General features: G+C 60.8%; 25 protein-coding genes and 2 pseudogenes. 5 read left to right on the top strand and 22 right to left on the bottom strand.

Going from position 1 to position 23,933, the window contains the following annotated elements; genetic code table 11:
- Positions 1 to 38 precede the first annotated feature (38 nt).
- Entirely contained in the window at positions 39 to 965 is a 927-nt protein-coding gene (locus HWY30_RS25845) for a MerR family transcriptional regulator (protein ID WP_167368894.1), read from the bottom strand.
- A gap of 14 nt (positions 966 to 979) precedes the next feature.
- Positions 980 to 1,897, bottom strand: a complete 918-nt coding sequence (gene ku, locus HWY30_RS25840) for a non-homologous end joining protein Ku (protein ID WP_090812880.1) — start codon at positions 1,895 to 1,897, stop codon at positions 980 to 982.
- Positions 1,898 to 2,097: 200 nt separating this feature from the next.
- Here ku and HWY30_RS25835 point away from each other — a divergent pair, with 200 nt between their 5' ends.
- The 3 genes from HWY30_RS25835 (at position 2,098) to HWY30_RS25825 (ending at position 2,913) form a co-directional block, all read left to right on the top strand.
- Positions 2,098 to 2,310, top strand: a complete 213-nt coding sequence (locus tag HWY30_RS25835) for a hypothetical protein (RefSeq protein ID WP_090812881.1) — start codon at positions 2,098 to 2,100, stop codon at positions 2,308 to 2,310.
- 51 nt (positions 2,311 to 2,361) lie between these two features.
- Positions 2,362 to 2,673: a DUF4148 domain-containing protein gene (locus tag HWY30_RS25830; RefSeq protein ID WP_090812882.1), complete on the top strand. Its 312-nt coding sequence runs from the start codon at positions 2,362 to 2,364 to the stop codon at positions 2,671 to 2,673.
- Between the two features lie 90 nt (positions 2,674 to 2,763).
- Positions 2,764 to 2,913 (top strand): hypothetical protein, encoded by a 150-nt coding sequence (locus tag HWY30_RS25825; protein WP_167368895.1) that lies wholly within the window; start codon positions 2,764 to 2,766, stop codon positions 2,911 to 2,913.
- Between the two features lie 255 nt (positions 2,914 to 3,168).
- Here HWY30_RS25825 and HWY30_RS25820 read toward each other — a convergent pair whose 3' ends face one another.
- From HWY30_RS25820 to HWY30_RS25765, 13 genes and pseudogenes are all read right to left on the bottom strand, one after another.
- Positions 3,169 to 5,451: a hypothetical protein gene (locus HWY30_RS25820; protein WP_090812883.1), complete on the bottom strand. Its 2,283-nt coding sequence runs from the start codon at positions 5,449 to 5,451 to the stop codon at positions 3,169 to 3,171.
- Between the two features lie 295 nt (positions 5,452 to 5,746).
- Complete coding sequence (locus HWY30_RS25815) at positions 5,747 to 6,256, bottom strand: hypothetical protein (RefSeq protein WP_090812884.1); 510 nt, start codon at positions 6,254 to 6,256, stop codon at positions 5,747 to 5,749.
- Between the two features lie 555 nt (positions 6,257 to 6,811).
- Positions 6,812 to 7,057, bottom strand: coding sequence for a hypothetical protein (locus tag HWY30_RS25810; RefSeq protein ID WP_244144996.1), 246 nt, complete (start codon positions 7,055 to 7,057; stop codon positions 6,812 to 6,814).
- Between the two features lie 21 nt (positions 7,058 to 7,078).
- A pseudogene (locus tag HWY30_RS25805) lies at positions 7,079 to 9,399 on the bottom strand (error-prone DNA polymerase); the annotation flags it as partial.
- 54 nt (positions 9,400 to 9,453) lie between these two features.
- Positions 9,454 to 10,221 (bottom strand): IS3 family transposase, encoded by a 768-nt coding sequence (locus HWY30_RS43045; RefSeq protein WP_425199400.1) that lies wholly within the window; start codon positions 10,219 to 10,221, stop codon positions 9,454 to 9,456.
- Positions 10,222 to 10,253: 32 nt separating this feature from the next.
- Positions 10,254 to 10,571, bottom strand: a complete 318-nt coding sequence (locus HWY30_RS43040) for a transposase (protein ID WP_425199399.1) — start codon at positions 10,569 to 10,571, stop codon at positions 10,254 to 10,256.
- 54 nt (positions 10,572 to 10,625) lie between these two features.
- A pseudogene (locus HWY30_RS25795) lies at positions 10,626 to 11,462 on the bottom strand (PHP domain-containing protein); the annotation flags it as partial.
- A gap of 3 nt (positions 11,463 to 11,465) precedes the next feature.
- A complete protein-coding gene (locus HWY30_RS25790) occupies positions 11,466 to 12,941 on the bottom strand; it encodes a Y-family DNA polymerase (protein WP_090812886.1) in 1,476 nt (491 codons plus the stop codon).
- Positions 12,871 to 13,578 (bottom strand): translesion DNA synthesis-associated protein ImuA, encoded by a 708-nt coding sequence (gene imuA, locus HWY30_RS25785; protein ID WP_090812887.1) that lies wholly within the window; start codon positions 13,576 to 13,578, stop codon positions 12,871 to 12,873. Before imuA ends, HWY30_RS25790 begins: the two co-directional genes overlap by 71 nt.
- A gap of 469 nt (positions 13,579 to 14,047) precedes the next feature.
- Positions 14,048 to 14,302 carry a hypothetical protein gene (locus HWY30_RS25780; protein WP_143037389.1) on the bottom strand — a complete coding sequence of 85 codons (255 nt, stop codon included), beginning with the start codon at positions 14,300 to 14,302 and terminating at the stop codon, positions 14,048 to 14,050.
- Between the two features lie 142 nt (positions 14,303 to 14,444).
- Positions 14,445 to 14,786, bottom strand: coding sequence for a hypothetical protein (locus HWY30_RS25775; protein ID WP_090812889.1), 342 nt, complete (start codon positions 14,784 to 14,786; stop codon positions 14,445 to 14,447).
- Entirely contained in the window at positions 14,783 to 15,238 is a 456-nt protein-coding gene (locus HWY30_RS25770; RefSeq protein ID WP_090812890.1) for a hypothetical protein, read from the bottom strand. The genes HWY30_RS25775 and HWY30_RS25770 overlap by 4 nt, the downstream gene beginning before the upstream one ends.
- Positions 15,239 to 15,337: 99 nt before the next feature.
- On the bottom strand, positions 15,338 to 16,297 hold the full coding sequence (locus HWY30_RS25765) for a tyrosine-type recombinase/integrase (protein WP_090812891.1): 960 nt from the start codon (positions 16,295 to 16,297) through the stop codon (positions 15,338 to 15,340).
- Between the two features lie 381 nt (positions 16,298 to 16,678).
- On the opposite strand from HWY30_RS25765, the gene HWY30_RS25760 reads away from it, so the two are divergent.
- A complete protein-coding gene (locus tag HWY30_RS25760) occupies positions 16,679 to 17,269 on the top strand; it encodes a hypothetical protein (RefSeq protein ID WP_090812892.1) in 591 nt (196 codons plus the stop codon).
- A 126-nt stretch (positions 17,270 to 17,395) separates the two neighbouring features.
- Here the strand turns inward: HWY30_RS25760 and HWY30_RS25755 are convergent, their stop codons facing one another.
- Positions 17,396 to 17,662 carry a hypothetical protein gene (locus tag HWY30_RS25755; protein WP_143037390.1) on the bottom strand — a complete coding sequence of 89 codons (267 nt, stop codon included), beginning with the start codon at positions 17,660 to 17,662 and terminating at the stop codon, positions 17,396 to 17,398.
- Between the two features lie 162 nt (positions 17,663 to 17,824).
- Between HWY30_RS25755 and HWY30_RS25750 the strand changes: the two genes are divergently transcribed.
- Positions 17,825 to 18,184: a hypothetical protein gene (locus HWY30_RS25750; RefSeq protein ID WP_176078946.1), complete on the top strand. Its 360-nt coding sequence runs from the start codon at positions 17,825 to 17,827 to the stop codon at positions 18,182 to 18,184.
- Positions 18,185 to 18,207: 23 nt separating this feature from the next.
- Here the strand turns inward: HWY30_RS25750 and HWY30_RS25745 are convergent, their stop codons facing one another.
- The 6 genes from HWY30_RS25745 to HWY30_RS25720 form a co-directional block, all read right to left on the bottom strand.
- A complete protein-coding gene (locus HWY30_RS25745; RefSeq protein WP_090812893.1) occupies positions 18,208 to 18,459 on the bottom strand; it encodes a hypothetical protein in 252 nt (83 codons plus the stop codon).
- A gap of 38 nt (positions 18,460 to 18,497) precedes the next feature.
- Positions 18,498 to 19,094, bottom strand: a complete 597-nt coding sequence (locus tag HWY30_RS25740) for a hypothetical protein (RefSeq protein WP_090812894.1) — start codon at positions 19,092 to 19,094, stop codon at positions 18,498 to 18,500.
- A gap of 46 nt (positions 19,095 to 19,140) precedes the next feature.
- Positions 19,141 to 19,521, bottom strand: coding sequence for a hypothetical protein (locus tag HWY30_RS25735; protein ID WP_176078945.1), 381 nt, complete (start codon positions 19,519 to 19,521; stop codon positions 19,141 to 19,143).
- 478 nt (positions 19,522 to 19,999) lie between these two features.
- Positions 20,000 to 20,500: a hypothetical protein gene (locus HWY30_RS25730; protein WP_143037391.1), complete on the bottom strand. Its 501-nt coding sequence runs from the start codon at positions 20,498 to 20,500 to the stop codon at positions 20,000 to 20,002.
- Positions 20,501 to 20,740: 240 nt separating this feature from the next.
- Positions 20,741 to 22,183: an ISNCY family transposase gene (locus HWY30_RS25725; RefSeq protein WP_244145001.1), complete on the bottom strand. Its 1,443-nt coding sequence runs from the start codon at positions 22,181 to 22,183 to the stop codon at positions 20,741 to 20,743.
- A gap of 195 nt (positions 22,184 to 22,378) precedes the next feature.
- Positions 22,379 to 23,794 carry an ISNCY family transposase gene (locus tag HWY30_RS25720; protein ID WP_090812898.1) on the bottom strand — a complete coding sequence of 472 codons (1,416 nt, stop codon included), beginning with the start codon at positions 23,792 to 23,794 and terminating at the stop codon, positions 22,379 to 22,381.
- Positions 23,795 to 23,933 lie beyond the last annotated feature (139 nt).

Below are 23,933 nucleotides of genomic sequence, written 5' to 3'. Positions count from 1 at the left end.
TGACTCATTCGCCGGGGTGGCATATCGGCAGGGGAGTCTCACCCATTGGAGCGCCGCCATGCGCTCAGGTGACGGATAACGGCTCGCGTGTCCCCTCTCTGCTCGTGCAACTCGGTGAGGTGGCGCAACGCTTCCTCGTTTCCCGGGTTGATGTCGAGGCAGCGGGCGTATGCCTGCATGGCCTCCTCGTAGCGCCTGAGCTTTTCAAGAAGCAAAGCATGCTCGAAGGCTGCCTGGTCGTTTTTCTCGTTGATTTCTACGCAGCGCAGATAGCTGGTGGCCGCATCTTCGAGCCGGCCCATTTCTTCAAGCACCACTGCGCGGTTGGCGTGCAACAGTTCGGCATCCGCGAAGTGTTTGAGAGCCTCATCGAACACCTTCAGCGCGTGTCCGCAGCGGCTACTATCGCCGGCGAGCAAAGCGCCCAGATTGTTGTACGCGTGAAAGTCCGGCTCCGGTGACAGTTCGATCGCCTTGCGGTACGCGGCCTCGGCCCCGACCGCATCCGTAGCCTGTAGTTGCTCCGCAAGCGAATACCAGTCTTGCGCCTGCTTTCTCCGTGCGCTCTGGCTGGTTGGCGCCCTGTCCAGAAAGGTCACGTCGCCTTTGACGTCCGCAACCTCGAAGTCGAGCAGGAGTTGTCCCGATACAGCATCCCACTGTGCCGCGCCCGCTGTGACGGCCACCGCGTCACCGACTGCTGTAATGCGCACGCCGGACAGGGGCGCCACGTCGGGTAGTTGGTCCTTGATTCGTGAAAGCGCCTGCAGGACGCGACGAGGAGGTATCCGCGATCCGCGAAGCTTCAGCGCCGTGCGAAGCAGGACGACCTCCCTGAAAGTGAAACGCAGATCGTTACGCGCGCCACGTGACGGCTGCACGAACCCGGCATCGATGAGAATCTGCAGGGCGCGGCGGGAGACGCCCAGAAGCGACTGCACCTCCCGGAGCGAGAAAGTATGCACGGCAGACCCGCGCGTCACCGTCGGCCCCGTGCCTTGGCGGGCGCTGCAGCCGGCGCCTCCGCCTTCTCAGCCCGCTTGACGGTCTTGCGCGGCTTGGCGGGGAGTTCCGCGACGGGCGCCGCTGGCCGCGCACGCGAAGGCGCGGGGGTGCGTTTCGCGTTTCTTGCCAGACTGGCGCGCAATGCTTCCATCAGGTCGATCACCTGGCCGCTGTCCGTCGCCGTCTCTTCCTGCGGCGTGACGATCTGCTTGCCCGCGATCTTCGCGTCGATGGCTTCGAGCACTCGTTTCTTTTCGATGTCCTCGTACTGGCCCGGCTCGTAGCTGTCGGCTTCGCCCTGCTCATTGATCTTCAGCGCAAGCTGCAATTCGTTTTCGGTGACATGCGCGTCCTCAATGTCCAGGTCTTTAAGCGAACGAACGGCGTCGCCCCAGAGCAGTTGCTGGAAACCGAGCCCGTCGTCGGTTGCCCGTACCTGAACCATATGGGTTTTGCCCTTCCAGTTCCAACTGGCAAGTGCGCAACGCTCACTCGCGAGAAGAGCCTTCTTCAGCAGGCTGTACGGCTTACCTCCGCGCTTGTCGGGCGCGATGAAATACGCCTTGTCGTAGTAGACGGGATCGATTGACCGGTCGGGCAGAAAGGCCAGAATCTCAACGATGTGACTCGGGCTTTCCTCGAGCGCCTTCAGTTCGTCCTTCGTGAAAACGACAAACTTCTCCTTCTCGAACTCGTAGCCTTTCTGCATATCGGTGCGCTCTACCACCTTTCCCGTGGCCTTCGACACGTACTGCTGCTGTACACGCGAGCCGTCCGGGGCGAGCAGATTGAAGCTGATAGTCTCGGACGCCGAGGTCGCGGAGTAGAGCCGCACAGGAATGGACACCAGTCCAAATGAAAGTGAAAGGGATGCAATCGAACGGGCAGCCATCTGCGTCTCCCGATTTAACAGAAGAAAGCCGGGCGCTTCGGCCGGCGGGCGCGTTTTTGAACCATACGCCCAGATTAGCACTGCAACGTCCGTTCTCGGCGCACCCGGCGAGTGGCTATGCCGAGCAGTTCACGTACCCGCGGATGTATCGGGTGCAGACATTGCTTGGGTACGGTTCTCACCTAAGAAAAGGAGGTCATATGGCAGACCAGCATAAGCCCGGCGAAACCGTGAAAACATCTGGTATTTACAAGGTCGTGAAGGAGGGCGGCGGCGCCGCCGAATTCGAAGTCACGTGCGTGGAAGGCGAGCACTTTCCGCCAACCCGTTCGGGGAAGGGCGCGCACTACGAACTTGTTCACGGTGCCACGCATTCGCACAAGCATGCTGAGCTTGGCAGCGGCGACCAGTAACGCTGGCAGCGGCGGCATGCAACGGACCCTGCTTTCAGTAAGAGGTCTCTCGTGACCAAGCCCCTGAAAGCCTCGGCGACACTCTTCATGCTTGCGCTTGCGCTTGCGCTTACGGTTGCTGGCTGCGGGACCGGCGGTATGCCGGAGGCCGGGCGGCACCTCAGCGCAACAGAGTGCAACGACCTCACGGCGCTCAGAACCAATGCGGTCCCGACCATGCGGGAACACCAAAGCGAACTGGGTGCATTAAGGAAAGCGGGATATAACCCTTCGCCGTGGTACGACCCGTACTATCCAGACGATCTACAGGCTGCGCAGCGGGTGGTCGATCATTGGTATGAGTCGGAGTGTCAGCAGCCATAGCCACGGCGGCACGTGCGGGGGTAGCCGGCGTGAACTATAACGGGAGGTGTCTCGTCGGAGGTCACCATGTGGATATGTAACGGATGTCGAATGCTAACGACTCTGCAGGTGGCCGAGCCGAATATTGACGACGAAGGGATTTACTTCATCTGCCCGGTTTGCCATCGTCGCAATCCCCTGGTGGCCCTGCCACGCGAAGATCCTGACGATCCGCTGGACCTGGAGCAGGTCCGCGAGTGAGGCGTTGCTGCTGCCCCTGCGGCCGACTTGGCTCCGCTGGCGCGAATCTCCGTGCGGTCGGCGGTTACGGGAAACCGCGCTGTTCCGTGGTCGCCCATGATGCGACGTTCGCCGACAACGAGGTTCGGACATTCAGAGGTCGCTCTCATCGGTAAAGCGGCCATGCAATTCAAACTGTTAGCAGCCGTTCAACGGAATGAGCGTCGACAGTACTTCCTGGAATTCGGTGTATCGGGCTACGGCGACTGGCGAGGCTTATCCTCCAGTCCGGCTTAGTAAACGCTGAGGGCCTCGCGCGACCCCTGTTGCAATGGTCATTTCCTTCTCGGTGAAATGGCAAAATGCCAGATCTCGCGGAAGGGCCCCGACTAGCTGCCGAACAATGTGCCGCAGTTCTGAAATCGCTTGTTGATCCGTTTCTGGCAGTAGCCCCTTCGCCATCAGTTCGCATACCCATAGGTAGCTTACATAGACGCTTTGATTGCTTGTCATTATCGCGGAATTCTTTTCTATCCAGCGCTTTGCTACATTAACCACCTTGAGCGCCTCGTTGGCAAGGCCTTTGCGCTCACTGTCCGAAGCCGCGATCTGTGCCCGCCGCCGATAGAGCTTGGCGCATTGAAGTTCATAGCAAATCCTGAGAAACGGGTTTCCGGCGGATTCAGCCCCTACCCTTGTGCCTATCGCCTTGAGAACTCCCTCCGCTTTGCGGAGGTGCTGATCGTCCCTTTTAGCGATCATTCGACATGCGCTACAAACTTGGGCTTGCAATGCCCTTGGGGAATCAACACCGAAATAGAAAGAGGCTTCGACAACCTCTTCTTGATGCTCGTCGATATGACCCCTGAGCTGGTGTATTAAACCGACATGCAACTCTCCGGCATCTTTTTCTTCGAGCTTCGTCCGGCCCGTTTTAAAAATCTCGAACGCTTGCTCATACAGTTCGTTTCCCTCAATCAAGTTACCAGTGCACGCTAAATACTCCCCGACTTTATATCTCATGTCCATTAAAAACGGATCATCATCCACTTTGATCAGAGCGGCATCGTTGGACATCTGTATTGCGCTGTATTCCTCACATAACTTTTTTGTTTTTTCATAGGTATCAACCTTATCGAAAGAAAATGCGAGTTTCGCTGCAAGCTCAGCGACGCGTTTGTGGTCGTATTTGCCATGAGGCACATAAAAGCGTCGGTTTTCGTAGAACCTATGCTTGAACCTTCTCCATGCGGACTCACTAAGCTCGGGCGTCTGCGGGTAACAATCGGCTTTAGCTGGATCGCGCTTCCGCATCCTATCGGCAAGGTCTATGAACGGTCGGAGATTTTTCTCTTTGTCTGGACCATAACGACGAAACGTGTAACGGGCCACAAAAGGTTCGTTTCCCTCGATCTCTATTTTGCCGTCGTCTCGTGGCACCTCTAACGCATTCCTGCACAGATGTATCATAGCCTCGCGGGTTGACGTCTTGTCGGCAAGAATGGCTAGATAGGCGAGAAGCCTGTTTAATATCGAGCTCTCACGTTTGAACAAATGTTGACCTGCAACGTGGAACCATATCTCGGCGTCGGCTCGCAGCTTCTTGCGAGTCGCCTCCATTAGAGCAGAGTTTCCGAGAAGTAACGGCTCGACTCTCTGTTTGTACTCTTCGAAGACGTCGAACGCTTTGTCTTTCCACGCGAATTCCTCCACCTCCAAAAGCAACCGCCGAACGTCATCCATCGCTGAAGTGTCAAGATATTTCAGTACAAACTCATGCAGATCCTGATGCGACATATGAACAAAAGCGGAAAGCACAAGGTCGGCGAGCCCGCCGTCTCCGTTTCCAGATATAAAGATTTTATGATTATCCGTGCCAGATGGGGGCGCCAAGATGGCTCCGGCAATCGGGAATCGGTCCCAATATGACGGCGCGCCTGGTTTATCAATACCGATCTCGTAGCCAAAACCGATGCAGAGCACGACAACGTCATAAGGATTGTTTGCGTCACCAATGCCTTCGATCTTGAAGAAGTTCCTTGAGGCGCCTTGGACTTTCAGTCCGCTGACATATTGACCGGTGTGGACCTGGACTTTTTTGGAGGAGGCGCCAGCGTATTCCTCAAAACCAGCCCACAGTTGAGCGGCAACCTCCTTCGCCGAGCCCGCCGTCCACGTCATAATCGGAAGCTTTGCATCTCGCTCTGTCGACCCGTCTCGAGGCCAATCGTACAGCCGCGGGTGCAGGTATCGATCACGGCATTCCCTCTGAAGATGCATCAGATCGTGCGTTCGTTCATAGAGGTCGATGTGGGCCAAATCGAGGCCCGACCTTGCGAATGCCGCCGCCGTCGTCAATCCGCTGGCGCCACCCCCGATTACAGCGACACGTCCACCGTGAGGGGGCAGAATCTCCCGCGTTTCAAGAATCGCGTCGACCAAATTCAGGGCGCGGACCTGTTGCGAATACAGGGTTACACGTCGTTCAAAGCAGCCGAGGAAAAAGACGCCCTTGGTCCATGGAACGCGGGACTCCAGAAAAATCGCTTCGGACCCCATCACGCACTCCTGCTGGGCATATCCACAGGGTCATATTAGTTCGTCGAGTGGAGCTTGGAGGGCCTTTTCCGAGGCTGAGGCGGAAACGTCGCTGCACACGTTTCGAAAGGAGAGCCTACCCGCAAGCCGATATCCATTGGATAGCTGCCATCGGCGGCGTACTCATTGCCACGAAGCGCCCAAGGTGGCGGCCATCTATGCGGCGGAAGGTTATCGCCGTACCCAAAACTCGTGCCTCCGGACGTCCACATCCGGTTCATGCTATCGCCCTCACGCGTGTGACGGCTGGTCACGCCTACAGCGCGCCGGGTGGCAAGGGGTCGAGCCATTCGAGGAGGGACGGACGAAAGCTGAATGTCGGTCGCGCCAGCCATTCCGCGACAGCGTCGCGAGCGCCGGGCAATATGTCCTCCAGCTCAAGCGGCAGCGCAACATCTCGGACATCATCCTCAGACAGCGTCGCGCCGTTCAACCGTCCGCCGTCCCAGTACAGCACGGCGTCGCCTGTGATGTCGGCGGTGGTCCCGGGCGGGCGGTCGCGAAGGAGCATGCTGATGTCCGCGCAGTATTTCTCCAGCTGCGCGTCGAGTCCGGCGCTCCTGTACCTGCGCCGGTTCAGGCCCGCCGTCACGTACGCCAGCCGCACGAAGGCGAACGCTCGCGGACCAAGGTCCTGTTCCCTGCAGCCTGTGTACGCGCAGAAATGCTCAAAATCGTCCAACGGCGTGTGACCCAGGTCATTTTTCGGAAGGGCACGTTTGCCGATGACAAGCTCCAGTAATCTGTCGGGGTCTCCGTAGCACATGACTCTCTCCCGTTAACCACATGAACTGTCGAGCAAAAAGGGGTTCCAGCCCGCGTCGATGTCGGCGCTGTTGGGCATGCTGCACAGCGCACCCGTGACTGCCGGTTTGCGGAAAAGCGGGGCCGTCGAAGACCCGATATACCGCCGGGTGGGGGCGGTATATCAGCGCGGGCGCCAGACCCGCGGTGAGACGAGCGGCGTTACGCGCCAGAATTCGCCGTCCGGGCGTGCCGTGGCGTACGGGGTCCGCATTGCTCCGAGTTTGACGAGTGTCGAGCCACTCGTGCTTGTGTACTGGAAACCCATGCGTTTTAGCGCGTCCTTGCAGAAGCGACGGCGAAGGGTCGCGTAAATCTTTGGTTGTCTGCGGTGCATCACTGCCGTCCTCGTTCCCGTGCGGATTGGTCAGATGCTTTTTACGGCAGACCGACCTGATGTCAAGGAGGGGCCTCTCCCGCGCGCGTCAAGAACGTTCAACCGGCCAGGTTGGCGGCTCGCAATCAGTGAACCTGTCGCCACGCGCGGTCAATGGCGGCGAAGACGATCGGCAGGAAGTCATGGCCCTCGAACAACACAGGTCGGTCGTCGTTGGGGTAGGACAGGACGGCGGGCGCGCAGATCATCTGTAGCAGCCGGTCGCTGAACTTGTCCGCTGGACGAGACTTCGGACAGCACTTCCTCCTCCATCTGATGAAGCAGTTTCCAGGTCAGCACACCCTTTGAGCGGTGTCGCGCAACGACGCGCGGCACGATTTCCTCAGCGGCCGCCTGAGCATCAAACAGAACGTTGTAGTTTGGCATCGACAGTACTCCTCGTTGAATTCAGTGAAAATTCCGGCTTGCCGTCGGTAGTTCGCCAAGCAGATGCGACACGTCGACGAGCCGCTGGGCGACCAGATGCCTGACCTCGCCTTCGCATTGCCAAACGCCATAGACAGCGAGAAGCGATGATCCCAACGCCTCGCGCCGCTGCCGCTTGAGCACGGACTCCCATACGATCACATTGACCGACCCGGTCTCGTCTTCCAGCGTCATGAACATCACGCCGTTAGCTGTGCCGGGGCGCTGCCGCACCGTTACGATTCCGCAGCCACGCGCGAGCTGCCCATTGCGATAGCGCATCAGCGCCTCGGCTGGCATCAGGCGCATGGCAAGCAGCTTTTCACGAAGCAGCGCGAGCGGGTGTCGGCCGAGCGTCAGGCCGGTCGAGCGGTAGTCCGCGATCAGATCCTCGCCTTCCGTTGGCGCGGCAAGCGCTGGCGCTTCTTCCTCGCGCGAAGTGGCTCGCAACAGATCCTTGTCCGGCACCGCGGCGACCGCTGCCCATAGCGCCTGCCGCCGGTCGCCGGCGAGCGGCTTCAGCGCATTGGCGGCCGCCAGCACCTGCAGGTCATGACGGTCGAGCTGCGCGCGATTCGCGAGATCGGCAACATCCCGGAACGGCCTGACCGCGCGAGCCGCTTCAATGCGCCGCGCCGTTTCCTCGCGCATGCCGCGCGCCACAGACATGCCCAGACGCACCGGCGCCATACTGCCATCGCCTTCCATCGTTGAGTCCCAGCCACTTATCGTCACATCAACGGGCAGCACCGCCACGCCGTGACGCTTCGCGTCCTGCACAAGCTGCGAGGGCGAATAGAAGCCCATCGGCTGGCTGTTGAGCATCGCGCAGAGGAACGCGGCTGGTTCGTGGCGTTTAAGCCAGCAGCTTGCGTAGACGAGCAGCGCGAAGCTCGCCGCATGGCTCTCAGGAAAACCGTATTCGCCGAAGCCCTGGATCTGCGAAAAGATCGATTCAGCGAATTCCCGGTCGTAGCCGCGTTGCAGCATGCCTTCCACGATGCGGTCGTGATAGTGCTGCAGTCCGCCCTTGCGTTTCCACGCGGCCATCGCACGGCGCAACTGGTCGGCCTCGCCGGCGCTGAAGCCTGCGGCAAGCATGGCGACCTGCATGACCTGCTCCTGGAAGATGGGCACGCCGAGCGTGCGCTTGAGCGCCTGCTCGACGTCGGGACTCGGATAGGAAACGGGCTCGATGCCCTGTCGGCGACGAAGGTAAGGATGAACCATGCCGCCCTGCACAGGCCCTGGTCTGACAATAGCGACCTCGATTACGAGGTCATAGAACTCGCGTGGCTTCAGGCGCGGCAGCATGCTCATCTGGGCCCGCGACTCGATCTGGAACACGCCGACCGTGTCGGCCGCACAGATCATGTCGTACGTCGCCTCGTCCTCGGGCGGAATGTCCTGCATTTCGAACGGCTCGCCGCGCTGCTGCGATACCAGGTCAAGGGTGCGGCGAATCGCCGACAGCATGCCGAGCGCAAGCACGTCGATTTTCAGCAGGCCGAGCGCTTCCAGATCGTCCTTGTCCCACTGGATGACGGTGCGATCCGGCATCGACGCGTTTTCCACCGGCACGAGCCGGGACAGCTTGCCGCGTGCGATCACGAAGCCGCCTGTGTGCTGCGACAGATGGCGCGGAAAACCGAGTAGCTGCGTGGCGAGGGTCGCCCATTGCTGGATCATCGGCGTCTCGGGGTCGAGGCCGCTAGCAACGAATCGCCGGATCAGGTCCGCGCTCGAATCGAACCAGTGATGTTCTTTCGCGACCCGATCAACGATGACAGGGTCGATGCCGAGCGCCTTGCCGGAATCGCGGATCGCTGAGCGAGGGCGGTAGGTTGTCACCGCGGCCGCGAGCGCGGCTCGCGTACGCGAGTACTTGCGATAGATGTACTGGATGACCTCTTCCCTGCGCTGGTGTTCAAAATCGGTGTCTATATCAGGCACGTCCCCCGCCGCAGCTCGTTCCCTTGAAATGAACCGTTCGAACAAGAGATTGCCGCGGGCGGGGTCCACTTCGGTGATGCCGAGGCAATAACAGACGGCCGAATTCGCGGCGGAGCCGCGACCCTGACAGAGGATGCCTTCGTTGCGTGCGAAGCGAACGATGTCGTACACGGTCAGGAAGTACGGCTCGTATTTCAGGTCTGCGATCAGCGAGAGTTCGTGCTCGATCTGCACCTGAACGCTGTGCGGTATGCCGCGCGGATAGCGTCGTTGCGCGCCCAGATACGTTTCCCCGCGCAGATAGGCAGTCGGGGGGGGGTGCCCGGTGGCACGAGTTCGTCGGGGTACTCGTTGAGATTGACCCGGTTCGACGGACGGATTTGCAGCCAGCAATTTGATGTGATCTAGCCTCCATTAAGCGTTGAGTCGCGGGTTGTCCACGGGCGGGCGGCGGGTCGCCTCTCACGACCATGACGCTGCCCGCCGGTGGGCAACCCGCAAGGCGACACGGTTTGCCTTTTAACGTTGATGTTCTCGAATTCAAGCGGCGAGCAGTAGCCAATGCTGCTGTGCAGGCGGCGTACGTTGTACCAGCCCGCTTCGCGGCAGCGCCGCCCGAATGCAATGGACGTGTACTGGCACCCTTGGTCTGAGTGCAGGATGATGCCTTCATGGCGTCGCTGCAGCAACGCCATATCGAGTGCGCGCAACATCAGTTCGGTGTACAGATGGCTGGACATCGCCCAGCCCACAATGCGACGACTGAACACGTCGAGGACCACCGCCAGGTACAGAAACCCCTCGCCAGTCGGGATGTAGGTGGCGTCCGCCACCCACAGCACGTTCGCCGCCTCGGCACAGAAGTGCCGACGCACCAGATCCGGAGCGCGCCGTGCCCCCGCGCGTTGCCGCGTGGTGTGTGGCCAGCGCCGCCGGCTCGCACCATGCAGGCCGGCCATGCGCATCAGGCGTGCGACCCGCTTGCGTCCGACGTGCACGCCTTCACGCGCAAGCTGCGCATGGATACGTGGCGCCCCATACGTGCCGCGCGAACTCGCATGCAGCGTGCGGATACGCTCGAGCAGTTGCGCATCGCTGCATGAGCGTTTCGATGGCTCTCGCACCAGCCATGCGTAGTAGCCGCTCGTGGAGACCCTGAGCAGCCGTGCCATTGTGGCAATGGGCCACCTGGCCCGGTTCGCTCTCATGAATCCGTACCGCCCTTCGGCGGAACGGCTCCCGTCTCCCTCGCGAACCAGGCCGCAGCCTGCGAGAGAATGTCCCGCTCCATCTTCAGTTGCCGGTTCTCACGACGCAACCGTGTGAGTTCCTGCCTCTCGGCCGTGGTCAGCCCGTCGTGACGCACACCCGCATCGCGATCGGCCTGCGCGACCCAGTTGTTGATCGTCTGCTCGGTCGGTTCGAACTCACGAGCCAGTTCCTCAGGCGTTCTTCCGGCCTTCACCAGCTCAACCATGTGGGCCCGGAATTCCACAGGGTATGGGGTACGATGCCTGCCCATTTCGACACCTCCTGATCAAAAGGATAGGTGTCCGTTTTTGCGGGTCAATCTCACGTAGCGCAGTTCGTCCAGCACAAACGAACAGCGCGAAGCGACGTTCAGCGTTTGCGCCAACGCTTCCACCGGATAGACGTTGGCAAGACGCAGGCGCGAGCGCAGATGCTGCTCCGCGTTCGGCGCGAGTTCAAACCCGCATTCCGTGACGGGCCGGTTAAGTCGTATCGCGGTGAGTGAGTCCTGCAACGGTTTGCGCGATCGCACATGCATGAGCACCTGCCCGGTTGCAACGACGTTCAGACCGTGCCGTTCCGCGACATCAAGAACAACATTGCGATGCACGTCGTCAAGCGCGCGGGCGTGCAAGGTCAGCCCCATCCAGCAGCGGTTCTCTCCAAACGTGCGCGCTACCCATTCGGCCTGAGCGTTGAGACGCGCCTCTTTCGCCGGGAAGTCCGGCGTCAGGATGATCAGGCAGTCGGGCAGGGCACTCAGATGCGCGTAAGGCGGATCGGGATGATCGAGGTCATGCGGATAAAGCAGGTAACTGCCCTTGGCCGTACGGGTGCGCGCGAGCGTGATGAGTTCGGAAAGGTTGCCGTATCCGTCGCGGTTCTGCGCGATCGCCGTGAAGGCAAGGGCAGGCGAGCCGTCCGCGTTGGTCAAACGGAAGTGCGCGCCGACCAGCAGCTTGATGCCTGCTTCCTTCGCCGCGACGTGTGCGCGCACGATTCCGGCGAGCGAGCATTCGTCGGTAATGGCGATCGCCTCGTAGCCGAGTTGCGCTGCACGGGCGGCGATTTCCTCGGCGTGCGATGCGCCCTGAAGGAACGTAAAGTTGGAGCAGCACTGCAACTCGGCATAGCCGGGCAGGCCGAAGGAACCCGGTGCCATGGCCTATCCGAAAAATCCGTGCAGATACCAGCGCGGCTCGTCGTCGTCGACGGCGCCGATCCGCTCCCGGAAGATCCAGTAGCAGATGTGATCGTCGGCTTCCGCAACGAAGTAGTCGCGCGTCACCGGTTCGCCCTGGAACCAGCCCGCCTCGACGCGCTCGCCGGACGAGACCGTGCGCAGGGGACTGCCATAAAACGGCCGCTCGCCGCGCATCAGCAGCTTGATCGGAGCATCGAGCAGCCACGTGGGGCGCGGCGTGTCCGTCGCCGGCGCGACGTACTTCGTCTTGTCCGTCACGGACACCCAGCGCGCGGCAACCTCGGGCCGATGGTCGGCGACCGGCGCGGGCCGTAGCACGTTCTCTGCGCCCAGACGCGCGACCAGCAGTTCAAGCAGCCGCGCGTGGTCGGACGCTGTGCCCCCGGGATCGGGAAACAGCGAGTCCGATGCGGCCTCGGCCTCCCTGACCTCCTGCACAACCAGTTGCAGCGCAATGACGGCGGCCGCCAGTTCAACGCGGGTGAGCCGTTCTTTCAGCAGACGCACGAGGTGATCCTCCCGCCACGTTGGCTCGGCGAGCGACACTTCGATCGCGGTCGGCTCAATCGCGTCCCGGCCGCGTTCATGCTCGAGCAGCAGGACAATGCGGGTCACGGCAAGCTGTTTCTGCGACAGCCAGCCGGTCAACTGCACAACGAGCCGGCGCGCCGCAAAGAGACAGGCTTCCGCGTGCTCGATGCGATCCGGCAATTCCAAGCGCGCCTGGAAGGTCGGCGGTGTTTCAAACCATTCATACACTTCGGGTGCGTCTCCACTGGCGCGGTCGAGCAGATCGAGCAATGCTGTTCCGCAGCGCTTTTTGAGTCCTGCGCGCGGCAGGCGCATAAGCTGCCCTACCGTCTCGCATCCAATGCCAGTGAGCCAGTCCAGATGGCGCCGGGCGGGCGCAGGCAGGCTCACCGGCAGGCTGGCGAGTGCGCGCCCAAGCGAGTCGTGAGAGAGGCTTGCGCCGCCGCGATAGCGCGCGAGCAGCCATGCCGCCTGTCCCGTTGGCGCCACGCTGATGGTGGCGGTCACGCCGATGGCCTCTGCGACGCGACGTGCCATGCGGCGTAGCGACCGGATGCCACCGAAAAGACGCAGGCTTGCCGACACGTCGACCAGCACCGTGCTTTCCTCCGCGATGACGACCTGCGGCGACAGGTTCAGCAGACCTGTTGCGACCTCGCGCACAGCGTTGACTTCCGCCGCGCCGTCGCGCTCCTGCATCTGGGTAGCCGGCGCGAGCGTCAGTACACCGCCCCGGCGCATGCCGATGCACACGCCTGCAGCGCGCGCAGACGCATCCGCGGCAATGACGCGCTCCTTTTCGAGCACGGCAAGGCCTTCGGCTGCATCGAGCGCTTTATGCGACCACTTCGGTCGGAACACTTCGAGGCACAACAACGGGAGATGGACGCCTATCCACAGTTGCATTGCGTTTTACGTTCAGGATCGGGGAGGGCGTCAACGCGACGAACAGCGGCTCGTCCCGCGCGGGGCCACGACGCTTAAGGAACTGGATGTCGACCCCATCCTTCGCTGCGCGAATGGCAAGCCTCAGTGGTGCGGGCGATGCATCGCGCGTTGTCGCGAGCGGCCGCATCATGAAAAAGAGTGACTCGGACGCCTGAGCGGCCAGATGCAGTCGGCGCAACGACTCCGGACGTACATGGTTCTGCCAGAAAAGCAGGGCGCCACAAGTGCCGGCCCGCAGAATCTGCTCCGCAGCCCATAGCGCGTCCGCCGTTCTCGGCGCTTTCACCGTCATCAGGTTCGCCGCATCTAGCCCCCACCAGGCGAAAGCGGTCGGCTGAAGGTCGTGAGGCGGCTGGAGCATGACAACGGGTTTCGATGCCAGTTGCTGGAACGCAGGACGAAGAAGGCGTAGTTCGCCGCAACCGGTCTGCTGGACAAGCAGATCGGTCAGCGCGCCGCGTGGCCAGCCGCCGCCTGGGAGTTCCTCGGCGAGCCCCTCGTCGCCGCACTCAACGACACGTGACCGGGCGCGCGCCAACTGGTTGCCTCGCCATAAGTCCGGATGGATCGTTTCGGGCAGCATAACCGCGCTCATGACTCCCTCCAGAAATACTGTATAAAAACACAGTATAGCCTGGAAGCGCCGGGAATCGGGCGGCCCGGAGACGCCGCTCCCACTTGATGGCCGCGTAAAGTCGGGCACGCCGAATGCTGTGTCCCGCACTTTTCCAAATAGCATATTGCAACCCGTGGCCTGAAAAATGCATCACCACAAGCTGGAAAACGAACTGAAGCATCTCGAAATGGTTTTGCCGCATGCCGGTAGAGGGCCTTTCCCGCACTCCTACTGGAGGAGCGGATAGCCGCGCTCCCCCGGGTTGATACAAATCGGACCTATCGCTCCCGCGTTGAGCGGCTGAAAGACATCCTGTCGCGCATTGAAACAACTACATGTACGCGACCGACGTCAGCGTCGTCGGCTTCGCGAGTCAACTGCATGCCGGGGCCCTCGTGTTACTAGGACGTTGCAACGCCGATCGGGTTGCGGGCGAGCACAAGGCCCGCTACGCGTCCTGCCCGGCTTTCTCGATCTGGCGATGCAGACAGGCGCGCATGTCGTACGCCGCCTCTGCGGCCGTGCTGGCGTAGCCCTCGCTGATAACCACCGTCTCGGCCTTTACCTCCAGCAGCTCGCCGGCGTCATCGCGCACACGGTTGATGACGGTCTTCGAGAGCCGCCAGACCCATTCATCAAGCCCGATCTTGTCGTGCGACGGGTACATGGTGCCGAGGATGTCGCCGTGATCGAAGGTGAACACGTCGTCTCGCGTCACTACAAACTGCAGTGGGGTATCGCTGGTTGTCAATTCATGCCTCATCAAACGTGCGCCGCGCCCTTCGCGCGGCGGCTAATTCTCGCGCAACTCAGGCTGATCCGCCCGCTCGAGTTACCGTGCTGGATTATTCGTCGCCCGCATCCTGAGCATCTTCTTCGTCGTCGGTCAGCGCCGGAACGCGTGGCCACGGCCACGGACAGACCGCCCAGTACGGCGGCTCGTCGATCAATTTGAAGTCGTAGTCCTGCGGCTCGTCGAAGATGTCGTCGAAGGTCTCGTTCAGTATTTGCTGCATGTACTCAAGGTCGGGCAGGCTCATGTAGTGCCATTCCTTGAAGTAGCGGTGTTCACCGGCGATGACTTTCCGGGCTGGGAGGTCGATCAGTATCCGGTGCGACATGTACGGGTGGCTCGCCCACAGGGACTCCCACCGACCGACGGCGTAGCGACGAAACGGCACACTCATCGCAGCATTTCCGCAACGCGGGCGATGACAGGCTTGCCGCTCTCGCGATCGACGTAGAACGCAACCGAACCTCCGACGACGTCGAGCGAGCGGATATGGATTGCCTGATCGGCGGTGGGCGGCGGCCGCCTCTCTGAATCGCCGGGCCGCGCCACATCCAGCGCGTTAAAGGTGATCGGGTACTCGGTCATCTGCGCGTCCGCTTGAACGACCAGCCTTACGCAGTCATGGCGCACGCCGACCAGTTCTGCCTCAATGATCCGGTTGAGAACGACGTCGAGTGCGGTGTCGATCTCCGTTGATTGTGGTTGCGTCGGCTCGTCGGCTACGAGATGAACGATCGCTCGAACCAGCCTGGAATTTTTCATGAGCACGATGCGGTATCGGGTGACGCGTGGCTCCCGATTCTGCGCCGGGTAGATGATGTCCTTGAACGCGCTTTTATAGATCATGACTGTAGCCCGGAGATATGGCCGTACCCCGTGTACGGTTCACACACCAGGCTACGCGGCGGTGGCCAAAGTCAAGGGAGCACCCGGCACGCATGAGACTTATGCGGCGTTTCCGGCGTCATCCTCTCCTTGCTGCTCGTCCATCTCACCAGCGTTAAAAATAGTCTCGCGCAACCGGGTAGCCGTCCTATGGCTGGACAGGCCCATCAGGCTGCTCACCTGTTCGTTGGTCTTGCCTTCCAGAAGGTGCCTGCGACCATACGTGTTGCGCAACAACCGCGGACTTTCGTCGGCAGCCGCAGCGCCGGCAGCGCGTAGCGCACTCCGCACGCACTGCCCGAGCGTTGCGGGCTTCATTGGCTTGCCGCCTGCCGTCGCCATAAAAAGCAGACCGTCCGCCGGGGATAGCGCAGCGCGCGCCTTTGCGTACTCACTCACAATCTCAAGCGCGAACGCGTCGACGGGCACGCGGCGCGCGATTCGCGGCCCGCGCTTTCTGACGAACACGCTGACCCGTGCCCCTCGCGCGTCGAGATCGTCCACTGTCAGCGCGCTGAGTTCGGCCGCCGTAATACCGGTCCCGAGCAGCAGCGCCACGATCGCCCGGTTACGCAGTTCCTTGAATGACTCGAAGGTCGCTGCGCGGCAGACGTCCTGAAGACGGGCATCTTCGTCCGGCCACAGAAAGACCGGCATCGGCTCATCGTCGGGCCAATGCTCTCGCGGCAGGAGGCTTGCAGCAGGGTTGTCGGTGCGCAGACCCAGCAGGGATAGATGGCGTGAGAGCCGGTCCATCAGTTTCAGATAACGAAGGCGTGTCGACGTACCCGGCTCGCAGTCGCGGTCGAGGTCAGCAAAGAAGCCGTCGATGTGGTCAGTGCCAAAGTCCATCACGGTAATGCCACGGCCGCCGAGATAGCGATGGAAGCGGGCAAACATCGAGCGATGCTGAACGATGGAGCGCTCGGCAAACGCGCGCCTATCCGCACCGGTTGCCTCGGCGCGCTGCCATTCGGCATAAGCCGTTTCAGGGTCCGACAGCCAGAGTTCGGAATCCATAAATGTATATACTGAAGTTGCGCTTTCTCGCATGATAGCGAAGCTCCCGCTTCGCTAAAACCCCGCCGTCAAGGAGTAGGGGCAGTCCGAAGGCTAAGAGAAGGGCGGGCGGTCGGTTCATCAGTAGGGCAGCAGGTAAAAGACAATCTGTTTGGCTATCGTACCTATCACCGACCAATGTCAAGGCGCCGTCTCGCGGCTGGACTCAGATGAAATGAGACGCCTCTCGGCCAATAGCGCCTGTCAGTAATGCACGTCCAAACCAGTCGTTGGTTGAGAGATTTCTCACTCCGGCAACCCTAGTCATCAAAATGGCATACTTGAGTTGATATGCGGACCTAAGAACCCGTGTGGCCACAGTTATGCCCCTGGAAGCTACCCATGCTTGAACCACTGTCCAATCTCACCGATGGTCAACTCCAACGGCTAATCTATTCGACCTGGGACTTTCAGCAGGCTCTTTCGGCCCTAACGTTCCTCATGGAAGAGTGCGATTTTGAGGCCAGATACAATCGTGTGGAGCTTCGCAAATTCCGCTGCTACGAGGCTAGTCTCATCACCTCGTTTGCAAGACCATTTGAACCCTCGAGGGGGCAGACCACCGTTGGCCTAAGAGCAATCGGATTACAGCTCAATCCGGAAGAGACAAGTCTGAAGGAGGCGATGCTCAGCCTTCGCCGAAAGGTCATTGCGCATTCGGATGAGCAACTTATGCACTTCAGGGCTTCAACGCATCAACCACTTGAAGATTCGCCCATTTCCTTGCCCCTGCTTCAGTTCACTGAATCCCTCTACATTGAGGCGGCGCAATGCAGACCGCTGCAAACGCTCCTCCACAAGCTCATAGCCGGAATCGGCAAAGCCCTCTTTGCCGTGGCACAAGCCGAACCAGAGCGCCTTAACCTGTACAAGCAGCCCAATGTCGCAAATGCAGAGGTCCAACCAGTCGTTCGAGCCGACTCGCGTCGATAGGATGCCGCTCGCGTCTGTGCTTCAACATTCCTGAAAAGTCTGCTTGGTCAAACTGCTCACTTCCGCTTCACGCCCTGAGGCGGTCAGTCAAGGTTTTTCCGAGGGCCGCGGGGTGGCGGCAACACCTCAACGACGGGCAAGCTTCAATAGTGCGTCTTCGTTCAGTTCGCTGCGCCCAACAACATCCTGAGGCGTGAGACTGCGCCCGCATTCTGGACAGGAAGGTTTGGTCTCCGCGAAAAGCTCGTCAATCCCCTCGTAACCGCCGCCACTCGACAGATCGCGCAACCATGCGTGATACCAGCCCGCGGGCGGCGTCGGATCGTAGGTTTGGACTATCGCCCCCCTATGGCCACAAGTGCAGGCAACATATGTAAAAGTGTGGGTTTTCATGCGGCGCTCCCGGTTCGTTGGCACGGCGCATGAACCAGACCTGACATAAAGGCCGTGGCACGCTTCGATGAAGCTTTTCGCCCCGCATGCGACGGATGAACCGAGAAAGAGGACGGCAGCATGTCCGAGCTATCACAACAGTGTCGAGAGCTGCTCTACCGGATGATGTGGCAGACGCCCGAGGGCGTCGTTGACGCGTTTGCACTTTGCGCGACGCGCGAGGAGGCGAGGCGGCTGTTCTATTCCGCGATTTCGCTCCTGTCGGGCATTCACGAGGACGAGCTCGAACTGTTCAACCTCGAGTCGTTCGACGATCTGGTGAACGCTGGCGTCAGCAGTGACGAGGACGCGCGCATATTCGAGACACAGTGGAACGGCGCCCGTGTTATCGGGTGGACGACAAGGCCGCTCTTCCTGACGCCTGATCCGACGTTGATAGCCAGATGGGCAAACCTGCGCGCAGACCTTGCTGCGGCACAGGCCAACTCGGTCATCTCGCGTATCAGCGGGCGCGGATACTGACCCGTCGAAACACGGCGAAGGCGTCAGTTGCCAAAGAGGTCGGGGGTCGAGCCGGGCTGCTGCAACTCCGGCACGTTGCCCTGACGGATCTTCGCGACCGTCGCCCCTGGTAGCCACGCTTCTTCCATCGCACCGATGCCTTGCTCGATGATCTGCTGCAGAAAGAACGACTGTTTCCGTCCGGTTGTCTCCGCGAGCAGCCGCAGTCGGTGCTCTACCTGCGGATCGATGCGGACCGCCACCACTTTCAGCTTGTTGTCGGCACTTCTTTTCATTCAGGCTCCCGCCATTTCCAACGGCTGTGTGATCGCAATCAAGCTTTTTTCGGAGCGACCTTCCATCCGTCGTCGGTCAGGATTAGAAACGTCTCGCCTTTGAACTGGTTGTTCGTTGTCGCCGCGAGTTCGATGTGACCCACCAGAACCGATTCGTCATCCCAGGCAGGCCGGTCAACGAGCTGTGCCACGTAGTGCACATACACCTTATCCCCTGCCTGCGCCTTTGCGCCCGCTGAAGGCGCGTCAATGTCCATCAGTTTCGCTTTTCCGCCGCAGAACCGGTTGCCGAGGCCCGACGCCACACCTCTGGACGCCTTCTTTCCGGCGTCCGTCAGCGTGTACCGGGCGCCAGGCAGGCTTTGACCGAAGTCGCGCACCGTCGCAGGCTCCTTCGCCAGCAGTCCCACCTTCACAAGCTGGTCTGCCTGCTGCTGCTCCCAGGCGCGAACGTTCGCATACTCGAACGGCGCAGGCCGTGTGCTCCAGACGCAGACTGCGTCCGTGGCATCGAAGTACTGCTGCTCAGCCTTCGCATAGTTTTCTTTTGTCGTAGCCGACTTGCTGTCACACGCGCCGAGAGTGATGGTCAGCAGCATGGCGGCGCAGACCCGCGCGATTTTCGACGGTTTCATTTGTTCTGTTTTCCAAAGATGGGTTTGACAAGACCGCGCGCCACGATCAGTCCACGTCGGGCAGCATGCTACGGTTTTCAGGCGCCCCGCTGGGGGCCTTCGAGCCGCGGTGAGGGGATGCGCGCTGCGCGACTCTCGCGATGCCAATAGTCCTGACATCGAAGCCGATTTCTCCGGCGGCTCTCACAGCCGCATCGAGCGTCTTGAACTGACGCACTTTATGAGTGCCGATCTCGCGAGCCGTGCGCAGTTGCACCTGCATCTGCCGGCCTTGGCGGCCGACGACCAGCAGCGTGATCACCCAGAGCTCGCTACCGACATGGCTGACGAAAAAATCGTCCACCATTCCAGCACGGAAAAACGCTTTGGCCTGAGCCGGTGTCCACGTCTCAAATTCCTGCTCGAACAGTTCGCCTGATGTCGTCACGCAATTACCTCCGGTCGTCGGGCGGCAGTGTACCAAGACGTTTTCGGAAAATGTCGGAAGGGAAAAGAAAAACGACATTGACTCGAGGTGGCATCCACATCGACAGGGCTACTTGGGACCGGGGACTCAGCGCTTTCGCACGACCGTGCTATTGCACGCGCGGGGGTGGGTGCCAACCGCGTTTCCCCGGGGAAACGAGCTAACTTGGCAGGGCGGGGAAGGAACGCGTTTCCCCGGGGAAACGGTCAAGGACAACGGTACGGATGTGATCGTTCCCGACGCGGCCGAAGGAAGTGGGCAAACTACTTTATTAGGGCCGGATGCCGTGCAAGGTGTCGAATTGCGAACTAAAGCAAACGCTTTCCTTGAGGCAGCATTCAAGCGCGGTGCATATGCCGGCGGAAAAATAGCGAAAGCCAAGACCACCTGGCGATCGAGACGAGCTGGCTGCTAGACACCGCTCACCACGCAAGAGCCGTCAAGCGTCGGCGCGCCATGCTTTCCTGACTCGGTCGAGTTCAACAAAAATCCGCTCGGCCTGCCGCCTGATGCCATTCAGTTCGCCGACTGTCACCACTCTGCTCTCGCTCCAGTCAATCGGTCCGCGTCCGCTCTTCTTTCTTTTTGGCCGTATTCTGACCGCTTGCCCCGACGCTTCGACTGTCCAGCATGCGTGCACACAATGGTCGCGCTCCGCGCTAAGCAAAGAGGCCTCGTCTACGAGGCTGCAAAAGCTTCCTGCGGCAGCCCCGAGCTTTTCACCGGCTTTTGCCCGGACAACCTTGCAAAGCGTTTTGAACTGCGCGCCTTGATACTCGGCTTCTCCCATGCCCGCATGGAAGCGGGAGTCTTCGAGGTCCTTGAAGCACAACTTCAGCAGGTATTCGAGACGGCCAAACGCGATGAAGAGCCAACCTAGCTCGGCGGTGAAACCGGACGGGAAGTCGCTGCGGATGCTGACGACCTCGATGTCGTTCATGTGCGGGGCCTCCAAAGCCACCGACTGGATAAGAAAGCCCGCGACCGCTGACCTGAAATAAAGCGGTGGAAGGGCCTTACTTTCCGCGCCCTCCTCTCCAACCCCAGCTTGTCCAGAAACGAAGGGTCGGATAGCCACAACTATCCGACCCTTTTGGCGTTGGATATCTTAGCGACAGTAGAGGCGCCGATCCGCAGAAATTAGGGTTGTCCCCGCCAAGTTCAAATGTCGGGGTCTGCGCTAGATTGAAATGTCGGGTTTTATCGTGTTTTTTCTTATGTTTTTGGGCTGGGCGGCGCAGCCGCCCAGCCCCCGTTCTTCATGTTTTTTGATGCTCACCTCATGAACGGCCTGAGTGACATCCGCTAGCGTGATTGCCCGCTGTTTCTTCAGGCCCACCAGCGCTTTTTTCGCCCGGACGTCTTCGCCAAGATGGGTGCGTGAAGGCGAGCCGGAAACACGCCTGTCATCACGCTGCGCCTGCACCAGCCGGGCAACTGCCAATGCCGCGGACAGCCGCTTGTTCTCGACCTCCGCCCCCTGATCGATTCGCGTGATCCGGTCATATTCGCGACAGGGCAACACGCGGCCCGCCGCCTGGATCTCTATCGTCCCGTCCCGATATTCAACGACCTCAATGTATTCATGCATCAGGCGCCGGTTTGCCTCGGTGTCCTGCAACAGGTACATCACTCTGTCGTACTGCACGGTCAGCGCATTGGAGACCTTGCGCGCAACGCGATAGGCCAGGATCTGCTTCAGGTCCTCGTCACCACGCAGCGGCCGGTGCGCGTTGTGGTCGCTCTTCGGTGGCTTGCCAAAGCGCCGGTTGAAATCGGCGATGAAGGAGGGCGCATACGCATTGGCCGCTTCCCGCGTACTGATGTTACGCAACCTCAGTTCCTTGACGAGCCGGTCCTGCAACGTCAGGTTGGCGCGCTCGACACGACCCTTGGCCTGGCTCGAGTTCGCACAGAACGCCTCGATATTGAGCTGGTACAGGGCGCGGCCGAACTGTGTGACCCCCTTGCCAGCCGTGCTCGCCCGATCCTTGACGTAGAAGACGCTGAACTTGTCGCTATAGAATGCGACGGGCTTGCCGTGTGCCGCCAGATACTTCGAAAGGGCCTCAAAATAGCCGAAGGTTGATTCGGTCGCCGTGAAATGCAACGCCATCAGCCGGCCAGTCGCATCGTCGATGAACACCAGCAGCGTGCAGGCCGGCGCACGCTCCTCGAACCAGCGGTGATCGCTGCCGTCAATCTGGATCAGTTCACCGAGGCACGCGCGGCGGTTGCGCGGCTGGTACACCCTGGGCGGCCGATCCTTGCGGGGAATCCACAGACCGGCGGCAATCATCAGCGCGCGTACCGTCTCGACCGACAGACCGATACCGTGACATTCCCACAGTTTCTCGCACGCGAGCGTCGGCCCGAAATCGGCATAGCGCTCGCGAATGACAGCCAGCGCGCGTGGCGCCATGCCCTCGGGCAACTGAGGATTGCCCGGTCGGCCGCGCCTGCCTGATACCAGACCGGCCACACCGGCAGCCTCGTAGCGCAGCACCAGACGTTCAACCTGACGGACGCTCAACGCAAGGCGGTCCGCTGCCTGGCCCGGCTTCAGACGCCGCTCGCAGACAGCCTGTACCACTTTCAACCGGTCCAGCTCGGTCATCGACATGGTGATCGTCCCGGATGCGTTCATGGCCAGCGCTCCTGAAGAGATACTGGCCACCAGCCTGAACCCGCAAACACGACATTTCAATTTAGCGGAAACGCGACATCTGAACTTTGGACTAACACGTTTGTCGAGGCCAGATAGAAATGTCCGGGTTGCGACTTTTTAGAAATGTCCGGTTTTGAGGTTCAGAAATCTCTATGTTAGGGGGCTTTTGAGCACCGAGCCAACCCGCATTCCGGCAGTTCCCAGAATCGCTTCATTCAACTGCGCCCGGGTCAGCTCGCGCTGCTTGCGGGTGCCCACCTTGCGCTCCTTCGAGCGTGGTGCCTCGCCCTGATTGGTCCTCGATGGCGAGCCTGACGCGCGCCGGTCATCGCGCTGCGCCTGAATCACCTGCGCCAGCTGCAACGTGTGTCCCAGCCGCTTGTTATCGACCACCGCCGCCTGATCGATCTCCGAGAGCCGGTCATACGGCACACAGGGCAGGGCAGCGCCATTCACCCGGATCTCGATGCGCCCATCCGGATACTCGAACACATCCAGATAACGGTGAATCAGCCTGCGGTTGGCGACCGTGTCTTCCAGCAGATAGATCACCCGGTCGTACTGGACCGTCAGCACCTTCGACACGCGCCGCGGCACACGAACCGTCAGGATCAGATCAAGATCGTCGTCGGCACGCAGCGGCCGGTGTGCATCGAAGGTGCTCCGCGGCATCTTGCCAAACCGGCCGTTAAAGTCAGCGATGAAGTGGGGCGCGTACGCATTGGCGGCCTCCTTCGTGGTGATGCCGCGTAGCCGCAGTTCCTTCACGAGACGATCCTGCAACGTCAGGTTCGCGCGCTCGACGCGCCCCTTCGCCTGACTGCTGTTGGCGCAGAACGTATCCACATTGAGCTCGTACAGCGCGCGGCCAAACTGCGTCACACCCTTGCCAGGCGTCGCCGAATGGCTGTTGCAATGGAAGACGCTGGCCTTGTCGCTGTACAGCGCCACCGGCTTGCCATGCTGTTCCAGGTACGCGCGCATCGCCTCGAAGTAGCTGAAGGTCGACTCGGTCGCCGTGAAGTGCAGCGCCATCAGCCGGCCCGTTGCATCGTCGATGAACACCAGCAGCGTGCAGGCCGGCGCCCGGTCCTCAAACCACCGGTGATCGCTGCCATCGATCTGCACCAGTTCACCCAGGCAGGCACGACGGTTTCTCGGCTGATGCAGCTTCGGCGGCCGCTGTTTGCGGGGAATCCACAGCCCGGCCTCACGCATCCAGCGCCGCACGGTTTCCTTCGCAAGCATCACGCCGTGACATTCACGCAGCTTCTCGCAGGCCAGCGTCGGCCCAAAATCGGCATAGCGTTCGCGCACCAGCGCCATGGCCCGCGCGCGGACATCCACCGGCAGTTCGCGGTTGCTGGGCTGTCCACGCCGCGCTGAAACCAGCCCGGCCGGTCCCGCCGCCTCGTAACGCCGCACGAGCCGGCTGACCTGACGCTCACACAGCTGCAGCCGTTCAGCCGCCAGTACGCCCGTCAGGCGATGCTGGACGACCGCCTCGATGATCTTCACGCGCTCGAGCTCGTGCATGCTGATCGTGATGAATCCACGTCCGTTCATGGTCTGGCTCCGGGCTGACGGTGATGCCGCAGCATGCGCCACAGCAGCCAGCCCGGAGCAGGAAACCGGACATTTCTAATGAGCCAGAACCGGACATTTCTAAAAAGCTCTGACAACGTTAATGGTTGATAATCTTAAT

The sequence above is a fragment of the Paraburkholderia tuberum STM678 genome, assembly GCF_902833905.1.
Lineage (GTDB): Bacteria > Pseudomonadota > Gammaproteobacteria > Burkholderiales > Burkholderiaceae > Paraburkholderia > Paraburkholderia tuberum.
Note: the sequence above shows the minus strand (reverse complement) of the source record. Positions and strands in the feature narration are given on the sequence as shown.